We start from the raw sequence: 14,833 nt of genomic DNA, 5'->3' as shown, positions 1-14,833 counted from the left end.
ACACATATCAGGATGTTGGGTTACGCAAAGCCTCCACCCAACCTACAATTTTTTTTGCAACTACTAACTCTTAGACATCTCCGAAAATGACGTAGGGACAATTCATGAATTGTCCCTACCAAGGATTTCGGGCAACGCATAACCAATTTCTGGAGATGTCTCTTGTACAGACAAAGATTTTTCGCCTCTCTACTCTTAACTCCTAACTCCTAACTCAGCACTCCTAACTCCCAATTTAAAATTCCACAATCACCGGCACATGGTCGCTGGGTTGGGTTAACTTTCTCGGTGCGACATCAATAATGCAACTTGTAGCACGTTCATATAGCACGGGTGTCAGATAGTGATGGTCAATCCGCCAACCTAAGTTGCGACGGAAGGCGGCGGCGCGATAATCCCACCAACTATAATTTCCGCCTTCTGTGGTAAATTTGCGAAAAGCATCGGCAAATCCCAGTTTCAGGATATCTCGTAAGGCTTGACGCTCTGTTTCTGTTGCCATTATGTGATTTTCTGTACTCACTTGCTCGTGAATATCCTTATCTTCTAAGGCAATGTTGAAGTCGCCACACACAGAAATTGCAGATTCTGACAACACCAGCAATCTTAAATACTCGTGTAGCGCTGTCAACCAGCGCAGTTTGTATTCGTATTTCTCAGTTCCTACCGCCGCGCCATTAGGAACATATAAGTTCACAATCCGAATACCATCAACTACACCTGTAATCACGCGCTTTTGCTCGTCCCATTCGTGGTGTAAATCTGGCAAAATTGCCCGAAACCCGCTACTGACATCTACGAGTGGCTGGCGGCTAATCAGGGCTACGCCGTTATAAGATTTTTGTCCTGATAGATAAAGGTTATAGCCTAACTGCTCAAAAGGCGATCGCGGAAATTCCACATCCACAACTTTGGTTTCTTGCAAGCAGAGAACATCAACGGGATTTAGGGTTAACCAATCGATAACCTGTTCAAGGCGAGTGCGAATTGAGTTGACGTTCCAAGTAGCGATTTTCATTAGTTAATTATCAGAATTTTTGTAAATTACTAATTACAAATTATGTAATTATTGTACAATTACTTAATATTTATAATTTCTGTTCTCTTTCTCAATTACCTTTAAACGAAGCTTTAATGACTTGATCCCATTGAATATTTTAGTATTTTCAGCTACAAAATATTCAATTTTGTAAGTTATGCTACAAAATATTCTACATCATTATGATCCCCAAGACAGATGCAACAAATAATAGATTAGTTATACGGTTAGAAGTGTAGCTCATGGTTGACTTTTACCGATAGCCCGTTAGATTTGTCGGTAGAAAATTTGCGGTACGGTTAACCTTTATTGTGCCTTTGATAGCCTTTTAGGTTAATTTAAATGTCAAAAGAGTAAGTACAAATGCTCTTTACTCATAAAATAATGATGCTACCCATTATTTTGAGGACAATTTCATAGACTGAACCAGAAAAACTTATGAAAATCGCTCAAGTTGCCCCCTTATGGGAAATGGTTCCACCTCCTAATTATGGAGGAATCGAACTGGTAGTGAGTCGCTTGACAGATGAACTTGTTCGTCGCGGTCATGAGGTAACTTTATTTGCCTCTGGTGATTCTCAAACTTTGGCTCATTTAGAAGCAGTTTATCCCCGTGCATTACGCTTAGACCCAAATGTAAAAGAGTATGCAGTGTATGAAATGTTAGAACTAAGCCAAGTTTACCAGCATGCTGCCCAGTTCGATATTATCCATTCTCATGTAGGGATTTCGGCATTACCTTTAGCGAGTTTGATAACAGCAACTTCTACAGTCCACACCCTGCACAATAATTTTACAACTGACAACCGCCACGCATTTAGCTACCATCAAAAGCAACCTTATGTCAGCATTAGTAACTCGCAGCGTCAAATCGATCTTAATTATGTTGGCACGGTTTATAACGGAATTGAGCTTGCAGATTACCCTTATGTAGCCCAACCGTCAGAACCTCGATATTTAGCGTTTTTAGGTCGTTTTTCGCCAGAGAAAGGGCCGCAAGATGCGATCGCTATTGCTAAACAGAGCGGTTGGCGCTTGAAAATGGCAGGAAAGGTTGATGCAGTAAACTTGGAGTTTTTTGAACAAGAGATTGCTCCCCACATAGATGGTCAGCAAATCGAATATCTCGGTGAAATTAACCACACCGAAAAAACTGAACTTCTGGGTAATGCTGCCATAACTCTTTTCCCCATTAGCTGGCAAGAACCTTTTGGGTTAGTAATGATTGAATCAATGGCAACTGGTACACCAGTGATTGCCATGAATTTTGGTTCAGTACCTGAAGTTATTGCCCACGGTAAAACAGGTTTTATCTGCAATAGCTATACCGAAATGGCGGCAATGATTCCACTAACTTTGGAACTCAATCGTCAAACCTGTAGAAAACACATAGAAAACAACTTTAGTGTTAGCCAAATGGTTAACGGGTATGAAGCTGTTTACAGACAAATTATTAAAGACCGCATAGAATCGAATGGCCGCATTCATGCAGCCAACATTCAGTTTTAATCAACTGCTTTTTTTACTGAGCTTAAAACAACAACTTTTTAAAAGGAGGATAATTGGTATGAGTACAAGAGCCAACACCTGCCCGTGCTGCGGTGGTTCCCTCCTGCGTCATGCCCGTCATGGTGAACTATATTGGTTTTGCCTGTCGTGCCGACAAGAAGTACCGCTATTAACTGCTAATCGCTTGCCTAATGTGGAAACCCGGAACACCGGAGTAGTACCCCAGCCAGCAGTGAATACCTAGTTTTTCAACATATAAAACTTACTCAAAATCAATACTGATTTAGTTTAAACCTATCAATAAGCCGCAACTGGTAAAATCAGATGAAGCTAATTGATAGGTTTAAAGTTTTGTTAGCAGCGTTACTTTATGGTCAAGAAGATTTACGCCTAGAGCAAGTTTCTGACCCCACTCCGGCGGCTGGGGAAGTTGTAATCCAGGTGAGGGTAGCAACAACTTGTGGTACAGATTTGAAAGTCTGGCGGCGCGGTGGTCATGCCAGGATGCTGATACCGCCAACGCTGTTTGGTCACGAAGCGGCTGGGCAAATTGTTGCTGTGGGTGCAGGGGTGAGAAATTGGCAAGTAGGCGATCGCATTGTCGCTAATAATTCTGCCCCATGCATGAAATGTTTTTTTTGTCAACATCAAGAATATTCCCTATGTCCAAATTTGACCTGGAATAATGGAACTTTTGCCCAATACCTAAAAATTCCCGCAGCGATCGTAGAACATAATATGTTGCCGATTCCTGATGAGTTGCCGTGGGAATTGGCAGCGATGACGGAACCTTTAGCTTGTGTGTTACATGGTGTAGGGCGTTCTAATATTAAGTCTCAAGATAAAGTCGTCGTCTTGGGAGATGGGGCGATCGGGCTGATGTTTGTGGCGGCGTTGAGTGAGAAAACTGAAGTTTTGCTGTGGGGAGGTAATAACCACAGACTAGAAATTGGTCAGAAATTGGGTGCAACCCAGACCTTTAATTATCATCAAATCCCGGATATTCCCAGTGTGGTGAAAGAACTTACTCAAGGATGGGGCGCAGATGTAGTAATTGAAGCCACTGGTGTACCAAGTGTTTGGGAAACTGCGATCGCTTGCGCCCGTCCTGGTGCAACAGTCAACTTATTCGGTGGATGTCCACGGGATACTAGCATTACCGTCAGTACAGAACAGCTACACTATAACGAACTTACCATCAAAGGCGTGTTTCATAATACACCAAAGTATGTGCGATCGGCCCTTGCACTCATAGCTAGTCGCAAAATTCCCTTTGAGTTACTTATTAGCGAACAGCGACCATTAAAAGATTTAGAACAGGTGTTTTGTGAAATGAAGGCGCGTAAAGTAATTAAGGTAGCAATGATTCCTTAGTATTTTGGCAGCCAATTTACAGGTCACACTACAATGACTATAGCACCACAGATTTAGGGCTAAAGTACTATGAATCCTCAAGTCATTACCCCAGTATTGATGATTGAACCCTCATCATGGCTCCGCTCTGGCATCACCATCGAGAAAGTTGATAATGTTAACCTTGCCAAGTTCACAGATGAGTTACATACTCGTCTAGAAGAATTGCTTGAGAAACGAAAATCTGAATTGCTGACTCCTGAAGAAGAAGCAGAATATGCAGGAATTGCTGAACTAGAGCGCATCCTAACTTTTGTTAACGCTAAACTGATTGCCAGTCGTGGGTGTTAAAGATAGCACTCGGCAGTTTGTGCGCGAAAGAGCTAAATATCTGTGTGAATATTGCCACTCTCCAGAACGCTCCAGTTCAGATCGCTTCACAATCGATCATCTTGTTCCACAATCATTAGGTGGCTCAGATGCAGATGACAACTTAGTACAACATTTCATTAATTCGTAGCGAATTCTCTGCGCCCCTTTGCGTTTAAATTTAAACCCGAATTTCTCTACTTCTTATAGTTTAATTGAGCGATCGCTATAATTGCATCTCTACCAACTAATAACTAAATCCTTATGGCAAACACTATTTCAATTACCGATTCTCTAGTTCCTAACCCCGTCCCTAAATCAAGAATTATTCGTTTGGAGAATATCTTTAAAATATATGGCAGTGGCGAAACTGAAGTCAAAGCACTTAACGATGTGAATTTGACTATCCATGAGGGCGAATATTGTGCAATTATGGGGCCTTCTGGTTCAGGTAAATCCACAGCGATGAATATTATTGGCTGTCTAGACCGACCCACAGGCGGACATTATTACTTAGATAATATTGATGTCGCCCAAATGGATGATAAATCTTTGGCACACATTCGTAATAAAAAGCTGGGTTTTGTCTTCCAACAATTCCATTTATTACCCCAACTCACAGCATTAGAAAATGTGATGCTACCAATGGTCTATGCTAGTGTGAATCCGAAAGAAAGAAGCGATCGCGCCATAGAAGCGTTGACGCGAGTAGGTTTAGCAAATCGCCTCAACAACAAACCAACTCAACTATCTGGTGGACAACAACAAAGAGTAGCGATCGCACGGGCGATCGTTAATCGTCCCGTAGTACTCCTGGCTGATGAACCCACAGGCGCACTTGATTCCCATACAACCCAAGAAGTCTTAGATATCTTTGGCGAACTCAACGCCAGTGGAATCACGGTTGTCATGGTGACACATGAACCAGAAGTTGCTCGTCAAACCCAGCGCATCGTTTGGTTCCGTGATGGTCAAGTAGTACACTCCAACCTCACCCCAGCCGACTTGAGTCAGTTAGCTTTCTCGTAGTTTGTTAAAGTCCGCAGAGGCGGACTTTAGTTTGTGTAGTAGCGACTTCTAATCGCCAAAGCTGATTACAAACTTGATGTTTTCCCAGTTTCTGCTTGCGTTGCGATCGGTTTAACATCGGTGTAACCCACTTCACCAGCTATTGTCCGAAACACTGAAATTTGCTCTTCAAAATCTAGTCCTTCAATTTGGGAAAGCAGATCCTTAATTGCCTTACTTGGCTGGTAGCTAGATGGTATTCCCACCACCGTATCGCCCATAGCTACTGCCCAAGCATACCAAACTAGCAGCTGGTTGTTTTCTTTGATCGCCCCATAAGCACGAGAATATTCTGTGTCTTTGCGGTTAACGATATCCCGCATAATATCTAGTTGCTGATCGTCGGATAATTTGAAATAATCTCCTAGCAGAAGTGGCGCTAACTCTGGTTCAGCCGCCGCCGGCGCAGCTGGTGTGATCGAATCACCCATTTTTTCATAAACAAGATAGAACCAAGCTAATTTGGCATCGGTATCTAAGGCGTTAAACCCATCCACCAATTTTTGAGTTTCATTGCTCTGAGCTTGAGAAATAGTTTTGTCGTAACTTGCAGTCATTATTATTTGTCTCCAAAATAATTTCATAGGCCAAACTAATAGTTACCAGAGTTCGAGAATCAGATTCTACTATCGATAGAAGGAGTTAAATTTATGGAAAAATGCGGCTTTAATCTACCTTTTAATAGAGGTGAAAGTCTCTCTATAGGAAGCAATAAAACCGCGAATTGCTTTGCTATGATTGCCCAAGTAAGCAATAAAAAATTTGCATAAGGTTTTAATTATGGCTGATAAAGAAGTAAAGCCCAATTTAAATGAAGCTTCCACCCAGGATGCACAATTAGCTGCCGAAAGCATAGCTAGTGGTCAAGAAAAAGCGCCAACGGTGGATTTTGATGCTGATTATGCAGCTGCACAAAAATTCAGCGTTAGTGAAGTGGATCGCACAGATAAAGGTGCAGCAGCAGCCGAATCAGCTACAGCACCTAAATATCAAACCTCTAAGCCACAAGAGACAAAAACTCAAACACAGTCAACTGGTAATCCTGATGATTTCCTAGAGTCAGCAAAAGAAGTTGGGAATTCTCAGACTGGAGGTGCAACTAATGTCAGTGATGATTTAGTAAAACAAGCTTTAGAAAAGGGTGAACGGCAAAATTAAGTTTTCCTGATTTCTTGCTATTTTGGAAGATGGGCAATGTCACAAATGTGAAAGTTGATGTTATCGGTATTGGTAGACATTGCCCACTCTACTGTTTTGATCGACTTTTAGAGGATGTTTGAAAAGTGGTATGTTGTGATTTTAATCGAATTATTACCCCCCTTAATCCCCCCGATATATTGGCTACAGTGTACACACAAGTCCAAGTAAAGTAATAAGGGAAGGAGTTGTGGGGAGTAAAAGAGGGTGGGAAATCAGAATACACGCGCAAGCAGTGGAGGGAAAAGCATTTGGAGATCCGCGACTCTCTAAAAGGGGGCAGCATTGTACTCAGCAATGGTAAAACATCAATCAGTGAGCATTCGCCGAATAAGTAAAAATAGAGCCGAACAAATAGGATACTATCATCCGTGAGAGGTTAAGGTAATTGCACTTTTGTCAAGAGGGTACAGGAAAAGGAGACAAATCCAGCTTGGAGACTGGCTTTCGCAGCGATTTTACAACTCCTAAATCTTGATTCTCTTTAGCAGCAAAGTACTTAATAGACAGAGGTAATGTAAGAATAGCTGGTTTTACCAACTTTAATTTCTATTAAACGTAAAGTCAGGACTGGTGCGCCGCGACGAACAGTACCAAGTTGAATCAATCGGTCTTTAATGGAATGGTCATAACTGAAAATTTTTAAGTATTTAATAGATGCTTTAGCTTTTAAACGAGTAATAAAATGGGCTTATTGGTTAATAAGTTGTTGCAAGAATTGAAAATGATAAAAACCTCTGTCAAGTAAAACCAGAGTTTTAGCAGGTAGTAAATTCAGCAATGCCGCCTCAAAATTGGTATCAGATGCTGCTGGATTAGTGTGAAACCAAACTTCAACGGGTAAACGAGTAACTAAATCAATAAGCCTACAAATTTTACCTGCTAATTGCCCTAGTTTCAGGTCTTCCAGGCTTTTCAATTTCCGAAATAAGGCTTCTAGAGTTGACCCATCAGCAATCCAAATTAGTTCAAAATTACAAAGTGCAAATTTAACACTATCTGGTAATGGTCGTCTGAGTCTTCGTTGCCAATTAAATTGCAATTGAGGCAACAAATCGTAAGAATTCAGCACCCAGGAGTCAGGAGTCAGAATTTATAAGGGATCTAGAATAATTAGTATATTTATTCATAAAATGTTTTGATGATTCTTCAACTATTCTGACTCCTGAATTCTGACTCCTGAATTCTTACAACAAATCTTTAAAGACATTCTCAAATAACTCTGCGGGGAATACTAAAAACCAAACTGAAGAGTGATTGTTGGGCAACTTTAGTAACATCCTATAAAAGCAGTTAAACATATTAAAGATAATGATAATCAAATATAGGGGGAGGAGCGTCACACCTCCTCCCCCTACCCTCAACACGATTATCATTCTTATTAAAATATTTTGAGTATTTTAACTGATTGACAAAAGGCACTTTATCTTAACCTATCACCAATGATCCTATAGGGATAAAATACAGAGATGTCTGTAACAAAGCGGCTGGAAATTTTAGATTTAATTCGGGAACTTCGTCAGCAGCTCAATGAGAATGGGCATACAGTCCCTTCAGACATAGCGCTAAAACTAATAAAAGAAATGTTACGGAAGATGGGTGAACCCGGTAAAAGACTGCTAGATCAATATTTTCCAGAAGCAAAGTAGGGTTATGAGTCGTAAGGTGAAGGGATCTACATCCCAAAATATCTTTGCTGGCGGTAGAGACAAGGGCGCATTCATCCGGGAGAAACTGCTGCGCTATGGTGTTGCTTTGTTATCCGTTGCCTTAGCACTGCGGACAACTCTGCTACTCAATCCATATCTCACTCCAACACCTGCGGCGCTGTTTTTTGCTGCGGTGATGGTGAGTGCCTGGTACGGTGGCTTAGGGCCAGGGTTACTTGCAACCGTTTTGTCTACTTTGGCAGTCAATTACTTCTTTTTTAAGCCACTCTATCCGCTAAATATTACAAATCTGAATATTGTAGTTCCCTTAGTAGCGTTCATGCTGACAGCAGGGTTAATCAGCTGGCTTAACGAATCACACCGCACAGCCCAACGGCAAGCTGAGGCGAGTCTGAAGGCACTACGCGAAAGCGAGGCGAGGTTTGGTCGCTTAACAGAGTCTAATATTATTGGGGTGATTGTGGCCGAGATGAACGGCTTAATCTTTGAAGCCAATGATGCCTTTCTAAAAATGCTCAATTATACCCGCGAGGATTTGCGTTCTGGTCGAATCCGTTGGGGCGAGATCGTTCCACTCGAATACATTGAGGTAAGTGAGCGATCGCTTCAAGAACTGGCAATTACAGGGAGTTGTAAGCCCTTTGAGCAAGAATACATTCGCAAAGACGGCTCTCTAGTTCCGGTTCTAATTGGTTTTGCTAAACAGGGAGATCGGACAATCATTGGTTTCGTTCTTGACTTGAGCGAACAGCAAGCTGCGCTACGCGATCGCACCAACCGTAAGCTGATAGAGGAAGCACTGCGGCAACGAGAAACAGAACTTCGCTTGATTACAGATACACTGCCAGTTCTGATTTCCTTTGTAGATTCAGAACAACGCTACCGCTTCAACAATCGAGCATATCAAGAGTGGTTTGGACATTCCACAGCAGAAGTTTATGGGAAGCATCTTTGGGAAGTATTGGGTGAATCCGCTTATGAAGTACTTCGTCCTTATGTCGAACAAGTATTAGCAGGAGAGCAGGTTACTTTTGAAAGTGAAATTTCTTATAAAGATGGTGCAACACGCTATATTAATGCGATTTATGTTCCCCAGTTTAATAAAGAGGGAATCGTTGAAGGGTATGCGGCGTTGGTCGCTGACATTAGCGAACAGCAAGCTGCGCTGCGCGAACGCAATTTGGCAGAAGCAGCGCTACGTGATAGTGAGGAGCGATACCGAATTTTAACGGAAGTCTCACCACAGGCGATTTGGATGGGCGATAGCGATGGTGGTATTACCTATTGCAATCAATACTGGTTAGATTTCACCGGATTGACAATGGAGCAAACTGCCGGCTATGGCTGGATTTGTGTGATTCACCCTGATGACCGCGTAGGCGTAGCCCGCCACTGGCATCGCGTCTTTAAAACTTCAATGGAAGCTGTCGCTAATGCTACAGACTACGAAGTAGAAATTCGCTTTCGTCAAGTTTCTGATGGTAGCTATCGTTGGCATATTGTCCGGGGTTTACCATTTCGAGATGCCACGGGACAAATTATCAAATGGGTGGGCATCGCCAGCGACATTCACGATCGCAAAGTTGCCGAAGCATCCTTGCAACAACTCAATGAAATGCTAGAGCAACGGATTCAAGAGCGCACTTTTCAACTCGAAGCCGCCAATAAAGAACTCGAATCTTTCTCTTATTCAGTCTCTCACGACTTGCGCGCACCACTGCGCCACATCGCCGGATTTGTCGAATTACTTCAGAAGCGGCATAGCTCAACAACCTTAGATCCAACAAGTCAGCGCTATTTAAAAATAATTGCCGAAACTGCAAAACAGGCAGGAATATTAATCGATGAGTTGCTCACATTTTCTCGCATGGGGCGCACGGAAATGCGCTATATCAAACTCAATATGGAGGAATTGGTACAAGAAGTAAAACGCGACTCAATGGCAGAAACTCCAGGACGCACAATTCATTGGCAGATCGAATCACTCCCAGAAGTGCAAGGCGATCCCTCCATGCTGCGGCTGGTGCTTCGCAACCTGATAGGCAATGCCGTAAAATATACCCAGACTATAAACCCAGCAAAAATTACTGTTGGAAGTATTGACAATGAAAACGAAGTTATCTTTTTTGTCCAAGATAACGGCATAGGCTTTAATATGCAATATGTCCACAAGCTATTTGGAGTATTTCAACGTCTACATAGCGACCCACGATTTGAAGGCACTGGTGTTGGATTGGCAAACGTGCAACGCATTATTCATCGGCATAATGGTCGAGTTTGGGCAGAGGCTGTAGTTGACAGTGGCGCAACTTTTTATTTCTCGCTGCCTAAACTGTCCAAGAAGGAGACTGAATGAAAGAACTTAAGCGAATTTTGCTAATTGAAGACAGTGCCAACGATGCAGAGTTAATCCTAGCCGCCTTGTCGGAAAACCATCTCGCCAATGAAGTAGTGGTGGTACGCGATGGCGAAGAAGCACTAGATTATCTTTATCGCCGGGGGCTGTTCCGGTTGCGAATGGAAGGGTATCCTGTTGTAGTGCTGCTCGATTTGAAACTGCCTAAAGTCGATGGACTAGAAGTATTGGTACAACTCAAATCTGACCCAGTAATGCGAGTGATTCCAATCGTGGTACTGACCTCTTCCCGCGAGGAACCGGATTTAGTTCGCTGCTACGAGTTAGGGGTGAATGCTTATGTTGTCAAGCCAGTAGATTACCATGATTTTGTTGATTCTATTAAGGGTGTGGGATTGTTTTGGGCGGTGATTAATCAGCCTCCCGTTGGTGCTTTACCTCCCGCACCTCATCCTCAAAAGGAGAGCAACTAATGAATGTCCTCCGTTTTCTTCTTTTGGAAGACAGCCTGTTAGATACAGAACTAGCCGAAGCGATACTAATTGAAGGGGGAATTAATTGCCAACTGATCCGAGTCGAAACTGGTGCTGACTTCGTAGCGGCTTTGGAAACAGAGACTTTCGATTTAATTCTTGCCGATTATGCCCTACCATCTTTTGATGGCATTTCTGCCTTGGAAATTGCCCGAAATCGCACTCCAGAGGTTCCTTTTATCTTTGTTTCGGCTGTACTGGGTGAAGAATTAGCGATCGAAGCCTTGAAGAATGGCGCAACCGATTATGTATTGAAGCAACGACTAGGGCGATTAGTTCCCTCGGTGCAACGGGCATTGCAGGAAGCTAAAGAGCGGCGTAAGCGCAAGCAAGCTGAGGAATCTTTACAGAAGAGTGAAGCCAAGTATCGCCGCATTGTTGATACCTCTTATGAAGGAATCTGGATGATTGACTCGGAAGCCCGAACAGAGTTTGTGAATCAGCGCATATCTCAGATGTTGGGTTATCCGGCAGAAGAAATCCTCGGTCGTTCTATATTTGATTTTATGGATCGGGTTGATAATGCTGAAGAGAAACTGGAGTGGTTTCAAGGAGAAGGGAGCGATCTTAAAGAAAGGCGATTGCGCTGCGAGGATGGTTCGTATATCTGGACACTGATTTCTGCAAGAGTGATTTTGAATGAACAGAGTGAATGCTTAGGCGCGATCGCTATGTTAACTGATATCACCGATCGCAAACGCACTGAATCAGAACGCGATCGCCTTTTACAACTCGAACAAAGAGCCAGGGCGGAAGCTGAGGCTGCGAACCGAATCAAAGATGAGTTTTTGGCGGTACTTTCTCATGAATTGCGATCGCCTTTGAATCCAATCCTCGGTTGGGCAAAACTGTTACAGACTCGGAAATTTGATGAGCCATCGCTCAACAAAGCCCTGAAAACTATTGAGCGCAATGCTAAATTACAAGCTCAACTCATTGAAGACTTATTAGATGTTTCTCGCATCCTCCAAGGCAAACTCAGCCTCAACATGATTCCAGTCGATCTGGTATCCACCATTGAAGCCGCAATGGAAACAGTGCATTTGGCAGCAGAGGCTAAAACCATTGAGATTGAGACGATGCTTAATCCCAGTGTGGGCAAAGTTTTGGGCGATCCAGCCCGCTTACAGCAAGTTTTTTGGAACCTTCTATCCAATGCCGTCAAGTTTACTGAGACTGAGGGAAAGGTAAATGTGCGATTGGAGTGCATCGACGCTCAGGCGCAGATTAGTGTGAGTGATACAGGTAAGGGCATTCACCCTGACTTTTTACCTTATATGTTTGACTATTTCCGTCAGGGTGATAGTACAACAACTAGAAGGTTTGGTGGATTAGGGTTAGGTTTAGCGATCGCTCGTCACTTAATTGAGATGCACGGCGGAACGGTTTGGGCGGAAAGTCCTGGCGAGGAACAGGGAGCGATCTTCACAGTGAGGTTGCCGCTAATCAAGGACAGTGCAACAATCAGGGATGACACAAATACTGATTCCGCAACTGCCCCTTTTCCCCCTTCTCCCCTCATGGGTTTACAAGTGCTGATTGTGGATGACAATGATGATACCCGCGACTTTTTCAGCTTTGTCCTAGAGCAGTTTGGTGCGATCGTTACCGCAGTCGCATCAGGATATGAAGCATTACAAGCGCTAACCCAGTCAAAGCCAGATATCTTACTCAGCGATATTGGAATGCCAGAAATGAACGGCTATATGCTGATGCAACAGGTGCGGACTCTAGAAGCCAAAATCGGCACAAAAAAGATTCCAGCGATCGCTCTGACTGCTTATGCGGGCGAAATCAATCAGCAGTACGCACTAAGAGCAGGGTTTCAACAGCACATCGTTAAACCTGTAGCACCAGAGGAATTGCTCACGGCGATTTCTAACTTAGTTCAATCTACTTAGGGTTTGCGATCAACCGGAGAATTAGATAAACCTGATTAATCTCACAGAATTTAAACTATTCTTCATAAGTAATATAATCTTTTTAATTGCCTGGAATACTCCTGATGATCCATAAAAATGTTATGTCCCAACGGCGCGATCGTCTCGCAGTTTATTCTCTTGTTAAAAATTTATGCAGCTCTATTTACACGCATTTTTCAAGTAATTGAACTACACTATTCCCTACTCTCTGTCTCAATCGTGGTCTAAATACTTGAAAATTACTGTAAAATAAATATGAGTGGAAAAGAATGTAGAAACATCGCAGTGCTAAGTCTCTACAAGGATTCTGGATAACGCATATTTAATTTCAGCAGATGTCTTATCATTGGGGAATAATCAGATCCCTGACTTCTCTAGAAAATCGATAATTTTGTTTCTCACCAATGATTAACGATTGCTATATATAGATAATTTTTATATAGTAGATTTAAGAGCTAGTCAATTTTATCAGTATTTTTACTCTATCATAACTTTACGGATACTCTTAGAATCAACCTAAATTTATTTCCGTAAGGAGTCGGATATGAAGACTTATGACATGTCTTTCATAAAGACCAATGCACTCACGACTTTGTTGGTATTTGTCTCAGTTATATTTATTTTATCATTCACTCTAATTATCTCATTTTTTGAAAATATTCAAGGATTTTCAAATCAAGAAAAAATTGAATACATCACTCAAGCATTAACAACCATTGCCATAATTATTGGGGGATTGGCATTAATTCTTAATGGTTACTATACCTCTAGACTCTCTCTGGATGAGAATCACAGCCTGTTAACGCAACTCCTATCTGGAACAATAGCTTGGGATAACAATATCGTAAATTGTATCAATCAGACACAAATAACTCCACCAGAAAATATTTCCGAACGCTTTTCTAAGGTGATTGAACAATTGGGAAATGAAAAGATTGAAACCCGATTTGCCGCAATTTATGCTTTAGAACGAATTGCCAAAGATTCTCCAAAAGATCATTGGACAATCATGGAAATCCTCGCTGCTTTTATCCGCGAGAATGCCCCGGTGAATCGGGATTATGAGGATGAGTCACTGCAATCATCAAAACTTCCTACAGATATTCAAACAGCTTTAACTGTCATTGGACGACGCGATTCATTTAAAGATCCAGTCAATCAGAAACTCGATTTACGCAATACAGACCTGAGTAATGCAGACTTAACAGAAGCTAACCTCTCTAGAGCAATTCTTGCCGGGGCTAACTTGCAATGGGTCAATTTTACCAGAGTCAACCTCTCCGAAGCAGATTTATCTGTTACCTGTCTTTGTGGATCAATCTTCTATGAAGCGAACCTGCAAAAAGCAATCCTCCCAGAAGCCAATCTCCAAGGCGCAATTCTGAGAAAAGCGAACCTTTCCCAAGCAATCCTTTATGATGCCAACTTAGAAGGGACAGTTCTTTGTGATGCCAACTTAGCAGGAGCAGTTCTTTGTGATGCTAACTTGGAAGGAGCAATTCTTTGTGATGCCAACTTGGAAGAAGTCAACTTCGAGGGTAGCAATCTCCAAGATGCAAACCTAATTGGCAGTAACTTGCAAAAGGCAAAACTTGCTGGCGCTAATTTAGAAAGTGCATTACTTAGTACAGCTAACCTCCAAGAGGCTAATTTCCAAGAAGCTAACCTCTGTGGAACAAACTTGAGCTGCTCAGAAAATGTCAAATCACAGCAGATTGAAGAGGCAATTGGCGATCGCACCACTCGCCTACCTGATTATATCGAAGCACCGACACATTGGCGGTAGTCTAGTTAAGTTATCTCAGGATCATTAGTTA

15 protein-coding genes are annotated in these 14,833 nt (G+C 42.3%); 12 read left to right on the top strand and 3 right to left on the bottom strand.

Features of this window, described 5'->3' with window-relative positions; all coding sequences use genetic code 11:
- Nucleotides 1-235 precede the first annotated feature (235 nt).
- Nucleotides 236-1,018, bottom strand: a complete 783-nt coding sequence (gene xth, locus HWQ37_RS02860) for an exodeoxyribonuclease III (protein WP_292743510.1) — start codon at nt 1,016-1,018, stop codon at nt 236-238.
- A gap of 459 nt (nt 1,019-1,477) precedes the next feature.
- Here xth and HWQ37_RS02855 point away from each other — a divergent pair, with 459 nt between their 5' ends.
- The 6 genes from HWQ37_RS02855 (at nt 1,478) to HWQ37_RS02830 (ending at nt 5,299) form a co-directional block, all read left to right on the top strand.
- Entirely contained in the window at nt 1,478-2,548 is a 1,071-nt protein-coding gene (locus HWQ37_RS02855; RefSeq protein ID WP_292743507.1) for a glycosyltransferase family 4 protein, read from the top strand.
- 58 nt (nt 2,549-2,606) lie between these two features.
- The gene (locus HWQ37_RS02850; protein ID WP_292743504.1) at nt 2,607-2,792 is read left to right on the top strand and encodes a hypothetical protein; all 186 of its coding nucleotides are present in this window, start codon (nt 2,607-2,609) and stop codon (nt 2,790-2,792) included.
- Between the two features lie 107 nt (nt 2,793-2,899).
- Nucleotides 2,900-3,922, top strand: coding sequence for a zinc-dependent alcohol dehydrogenase (locus HWQ37_RS02845; protein WP_292743517.1), 1,023 nt, complete (start codon nt 2,900-2,902; stop codon nt 3,920-3,922).
- Nucleotides 3,923-3,991: 69 nt separating this feature from the next.
- On the top strand, nt 3,992-4,252 hold the full coding sequence (locus HWQ37_RS02840; RefSeq protein ID WP_292743501.1) for a hypothetical protein: 261 nt from the start codon (nt 3,992-3,994) through the stop codon (nt 4,250-4,252).
- Nucleotides 4,242-4,421 carry an HNH endonuclease gene (locus HWQ37_RS02835; protein WP_363318084.1) on the top strand — a complete coding sequence of 60 codons (180 nt, stop codon included), beginning with the start codon at nt 4,242-4,244 and terminating at the stop codon, nt 4,419-4,421. The genes HWQ37_RS02840 and HWQ37_RS02835 overlap by 11 nt, the downstream gene beginning before the upstream one ends.
- A 113-nt stretch (nt 4,422-4,534) precedes the next feature.
- Nucleotides 4,535-5,299 (top strand): ABC transporter ATP-binding protein, encoded by a 765-nt coding sequence (locus tag HWQ37_RS02830; RefSeq protein ID WP_292743498.1) that lies wholly within the window; start codon nt 4,535-4,537, stop codon nt 5,297-5,299.
- Between the two features lie 65 nt (nt 5,300-5,364).
- Here HWQ37_RS02830 and HWQ37_RS02825 read toward each other — a convergent pair whose 3' ends face one another.
- Nucleotides 5,365-5,895 (bottom strand): orange carotenoid protein N-terminal domain-containing protein, encoded by a 531-nt coding sequence (locus tag HWQ37_RS02825; RefSeq protein ID WP_292743495.1) that lies wholly within the window; start codon nt 5,893-5,895, stop codon nt 5,365-5,367.
- A 223-nt stretch (nt 5,896-6,118) separates the two neighbouring features.
- Here HWQ37_RS02825 and HWQ37_RS02820 point away from each other — a divergent pair, with 223 nt between their 5' ends.
- Nucleotides 6,119-6,496: a hypothetical protein gene (locus HWQ37_RS02820; protein ID WP_292743492.1), complete on the top strand. Its 378-nt coding sequence runs from the start codon at nt 6,119-6,121 to the stop codon at nt 6,494-6,496.
- 730 nt (nt 6,497-7,226) lie between these two features.
- Here the strand turns inward: HWQ37_RS02820 and HWQ37_RS02815 are convergent.
- Nucleotides 7,227-7,607 (bottom strand): hypothetical protein, encoded by a 381-nt coding sequence (locus tag HWQ37_RS02815; protein WP_292743489.1) that lies wholly within the window; start codon nt 7,605-7,607, stop codon nt 7,227-7,229.
- Between the two features lie 397 nt (nt 7,608-8,004).
- On the opposite strand from HWQ37_RS02815, the gene HWQ37_RS02810 reads away from it, so the two are divergent.
- The 5 genes from HWQ37_RS02810 (at nt 8,005) to HWQ37_RS02790 (ending at nt 14,802) form a co-directional block, all read left to right on the top strand.
- Nucleotides 8,005-8,184 (top strand): transcriptional regulator, encoded by a 180-nt coding sequence (locus HWQ37_RS02810; RefSeq protein WP_292743486.1) that lies wholly within the window; start codon nt 8,005-8,007, stop codon nt 8,182-8,184.
- 4 nt (nt 8,185-8,188) lie between these two features.
- The gene (locus HWQ37_RS02805; protein WP_292743482.1) at nt 8,189-10,561 is read left to right on the top strand and encodes a PAS domain S-box protein; all 2,373 of its coding nucleotides are present in this window, start codon (nt 8,189-8,191) and stop codon (nt 10,559-10,561) included.
- The gene (locus HWQ37_RS02800) at nt 10,558-11,034 is read left to right on the top strand and encodes a response regulator (RefSeq protein ID WP_292743479.1); all 477 of its coding nucleotides are present in this window, start codon (nt 10,558-10,560) and stop codon (nt 11,032-11,034) included. The genes HWQ37_RS02805 and HWQ37_RS02800 overlap by 4 nt, the downstream gene beginning before the upstream one ends.
- The gene (locus HWQ37_RS02795) at nt 11,034-12,995 is read left to right on the top strand and encodes a hybrid sensor histidine kinase/response regulator (RefSeq protein WP_292743476.1); all 1,962 of its coding nucleotides are present in this window, start codon (nt 11,034-11,036) and stop codon (nt 12,993-12,995) included. Before HWQ37_RS02800 ends, HWQ37_RS02795 begins: the two co-directional genes overlap by 1 nt.
- Nucleotides 12,996-13,575: 580 nt before the next feature.
- Nucleotides 13,576-14,802 (top strand): pentapeptide repeat-containing protein, encoded by a 1,227-nt coding sequence (locus HWQ37_RS02790; protein ID WP_292743473.1) that lies wholly within the window; start codon nt 13,576-13,578, stop codon nt 14,800-14,802.
- Nucleotides 14,803-14,833: the final 31 nt, after the last annotated feature.

Source organism: Nostoc sp. NMS4, from assembly GCF_017115095.1.
In the GTDB taxonomy this organism is placed as follows: Bacteria; Cyanobacteriota; Cyanobacteriia; order Cyanobacteriales; family Nostocaceae; genus Nostoc.
The sequence above is the reverse complement of the archived record's forward strand: the minus strand, read 5'-3'. Positions and strand labels throughout refer to the sequence as shown.